2 pseudogenes are annotated in these 1285 nt (G+C 58.2%); both read left to right on the top strand.

Annotation, left to right across the window (positions count from 1 at the left end):
* A pseudogene (locus ACOQFS_RS05680) lies at positions 1-223 on the top strand (transposase); the annotation flags it as partial.
* 41 nt (positions 224-264) lie between these two features.
* Positions 265-1285, top strand: a pseudogene (locus ACOQFS_RS05675) (transposase); the annotation flags it as partial.

Here is a 1285-nt window from a genome sequence, read left to right as displayed (position 1 = left end):
GGGCGAAGCCCTGTTTGCCAAGGTAGGCCAGCAATTGCAGGAGCGCGGCTTCAAGGTCAATACCGGCACCATCGTGGATGCCACCATCATCGCAGCGCCCAGTTCTACCAAGAACGCCGACAAGGCGCGTGACCCCGACATGCATCAGACTCGCAAAGGCCAGCAATGGTATTTCGGCATGAAGCTGCACATTGGTGTTGATTTCCACGCAAAGCTGACCCACCGGGGGTGCGGACGAAAACTTGGACTACCAAGAGGTAGTTCATGTATTCCTACGAAGACCGAATCCGAGCCGTTGAGCTCTACATCAAGCTGGGTAAGCGCGTCAGACCGACCATCCGTCAGCTGGGTTACCCCACCAAGAATTCCTTGAAGGGCTGGTTCCGTGAATACGAGCAACGTCTTGATTTGCCAGCCGGCTACGCAGGTCGAGAACCCAAGTTCTCACCGGCCCAGAAAGCGGCAGCGATCGAGCACTACCTCACCCATGATCGATGCATCGCGGCCACGATGAGGGCTCTGGGTTACCCCGGTCGTGGAACGCTGACCAAGTGGGTCCGCGAGGCATTCCCTGAGGCCAGGAGGGCCGTCGTCGGCAGTGTGGGCCAACGAAGGTATCCCGAGTCCTTGAAGCAGGCCGGAGTCATGGAGCTTTGCACCCGGCAGGAAAGTGCACAGGCAGTGGCCAACAAGCTCGGCGTGTGCCGACCAACGTTGTACAACTGGAAGAACCAGCTTCTGGGACGTGAGGCACCCGCATCCATGAAACACACCGATCAATCCCCGCAGGCACGAGAGCGCGAAGAGCTCGAGCGCCAGGTTGAGATACTTCGGCGCGAAGTGAGGCAACTGCGCCTTGAGCAAGAGCTCTTGAACAAGGCCAATGAATTGCTAAAAAAAGGCCTGGGCGTCGATCTGCAACTCCTGTCCAACCGGGAGAAGACACTGCTGATTGACGCCCTCAAGGAGCACTATGGCTTGTCAGAGCTCCTTGCACAGTTGGGTCTTGCTCGTAGTTCGTACTTCTACCATCGGGCCCGTGCAGCGGCGGGCGACAAGTACTTCTCTGCGCGTCGTGCGATCACTGAAATCTTCGAGTCGAACCACCGCTGCTACGGCTACCGCAGGTTGCAGGCCTCGCTGACTAGGCAGCAAGGCCCGATCTCCGAAAAGGTGGTCAGCGGCTGATGAAGCAAGAGAGCCTAGTCGTTGCAAAACCCAAGAGGCGACGGTATGCGTCTTACCTGGGCGAGATCAGCCCGGCACCAGAGAACATCATCAACCG

The organism is Paracidovorax sp. MALMAid1276 (genome assembly GCF_049198005.1).
Classification (GTDB): domain Bacteria; phylum Pseudomonadota; class Gammaproteobacteria; order Burkholderiales; family Burkholderiaceae_C; genus Acidovorax.
Note: the sequence above shows the minus strand (reverse complement) of the source record. Positions and strands in the feature narration are given on the sequence as shown.